Source organism: Neobacillus drentensis, assembly GCF_036962125.1.
Classification (GTDB): Bacteria; Bacillota; Bacilli; order Bacillales; family Cytobacillaceae; genus Neobacillus; species Neobacillus drentensis_B.
Window position 1 is genome coordinate 13,845 of record NZ_JBALOA010000040.1, and the last position, 1,806, is coordinate 15,650.

Below are 1,806 nucleotides of genomic sequence, written 5' to 3' on the forward strand. Positions count from 1 at the left end.
ACGCCGCTGACCAGGGCGCTTCCGCTTTTATTAGTATTCTCCATCAAATGGTGTGAATGGGAAGTTAAATCTTCTTTCTACGGCACGCAGGCGTTGGTTTACTCGTTGGAGGCGGCGATCGAGTTGGGATACCTGACGCTGTAATTGATTGATTTCTCTTTCTTGCCGCTCATTCGCTCTTTCTAACTGATTTAATCTGCGCTCCACTTGCTGCGGCTGTCTTGCTGGGTCATATTGTTCTGGCAGGTACGGAGTATATTGCTCTGCTGGGATGTAGTGATTAAATGACTCTGGCTGCTCATAGGTCATAAATGGTTCTGGTTGTTGAGGATAGTAATTCATTTGTTCAGGTTGTACATAGGCATTGTAATCAATGGGCATTTGTGGTGTTTGTGGCATTTGTGGCATTGGATAATAACCATACGGATTCGGATTCATTTAGGCATCTCTCCTTATGTGTAAATACCCTATAGATTATGTAGTTGTTTGGAAGGAGTAACGGCGAATGCCTAGATACAGGCTCTTAGTTATTGGGTGTTTGCCCGAAAAATTAAAAATGAGATGACCAAAGTCATCTCAAGGTTAAGAATAGGCTTAAAGTTTAACGAGTGTTCTGCCTCGTGCCTCACCTTTTAGGATTGAGGCTAAATAATCTGGTAATTCTTCGAGCGACACTTCTGAACGCATTACATTAGATAAATGATCGGGTTTAAAGTCTGTCGCCATTCGTTTCCACAATGCTAATCTCGTTTCCATTGGACAGTAAACGGAATCAATCCCGAGCAAATTGATGCCTCTTAGAATAAATGGGAATACTGTTGCGGGGACTTCACCGCCGCCTGTTAATCCACTGACTGCGACCGAACCATTATACGTCATTTTACTAAGGATGGAGGCAAGTGTTTTGCCGCCAACAGGATCAACCGCTCCTGCCCAAAGCTGCTTATCTAACGCCCTAATTTTTTCACCCGTGACTTCCTCGCGGGAAAGGATTTCCGCAGCGCCGATTTCAGTAAGAAAGTCATGTTCAGATTGCTTTCCTGTACTGGCGACCACATGATAGCCTCGTTTGGCAAGAATGGCTACAGCGATACTGCCCACTCCGCCTGTAGCACCTGTGACAAGGACCTTGCCTTTATCCGGTGTCACCCCGTTCTCTTCTAACCGTTGTACTGATAATGCTGCTGTAAAACCAGCGGTACCATAAATCATTGCTTCTTTTAAGGATAGACCCTCGGGCAATGGTACGACCCATTCAGATGGAATCTGGGCATATTCACTATAGCCACCAAAATGCGAAACACCAATCTCATAGCTGGTCGCAATCACTTCATCGCCGGCTTTAAAACGAGAATCATTTGAACTGACCACCACGCCTGCTAAGTCGATTCCAGGAATAAACGGGTATGATCTTACAATTTTTCCTTCCGGGATGCTTGCCAATCCGTCCTTGTAGTTCACACTCGAATAGCTGACCTTAATAAGGACGTCACCTGGTGGGAGATCTTGAATGGTTAAATCTTTTACGTTTACAGTAAAGTCACTATCCGTCTTGTTTACCACTAATGCTTTAAATGGTTCATTCATTTTTTAGCCTCCTATGTATCTCACTAGTTAATATATAAAAACACTTCCCATTAATCAATGACAGGGAAGTGAAAGATAAGTAAAAAAAGAACCCGCCCTCTCTCATAAGAGAAGGCGGTCTGATCTAAAGATAAGTATAAGTTACTGCACTTAGTTTACTGTCTAGCTCCAGCGCCCTAGCGGCTAGTGTCCTTCACTCTCCGCCCTACGATAAGTCAA

At 44.0% G+C, this 1,806-nt stretch carries 2 protein-coding genes; both read right to left on the reverse strand.

The genetic code is table 11. The features are described 5' to 3' along the window. Positions 1 to 30: 30 nt before the first annotated feature. On the reverse strand, positions 31 to 438 hold the full coding sequence (locus V7121_RS23385; protein ID WP_335502936.1) for a hypothetical protein: 408 nt from the start codon (positions 436 to 438) through the stop codon (positions 31 to 33). A gap of 156 nt (positions 439 to 594) precedes the next feature. Beyond that, entirely contained in the window at positions 595 to 1,587 is a 993-nt protein-coding gene (locus V7121_RS23390) for an NADPH:quinone oxidoreductase family protein (protein WP_335502938.1), read from the reverse strand. Between the last annotated feature and the right edge of the window lie 219 nt (positions 1,588 to 1,806).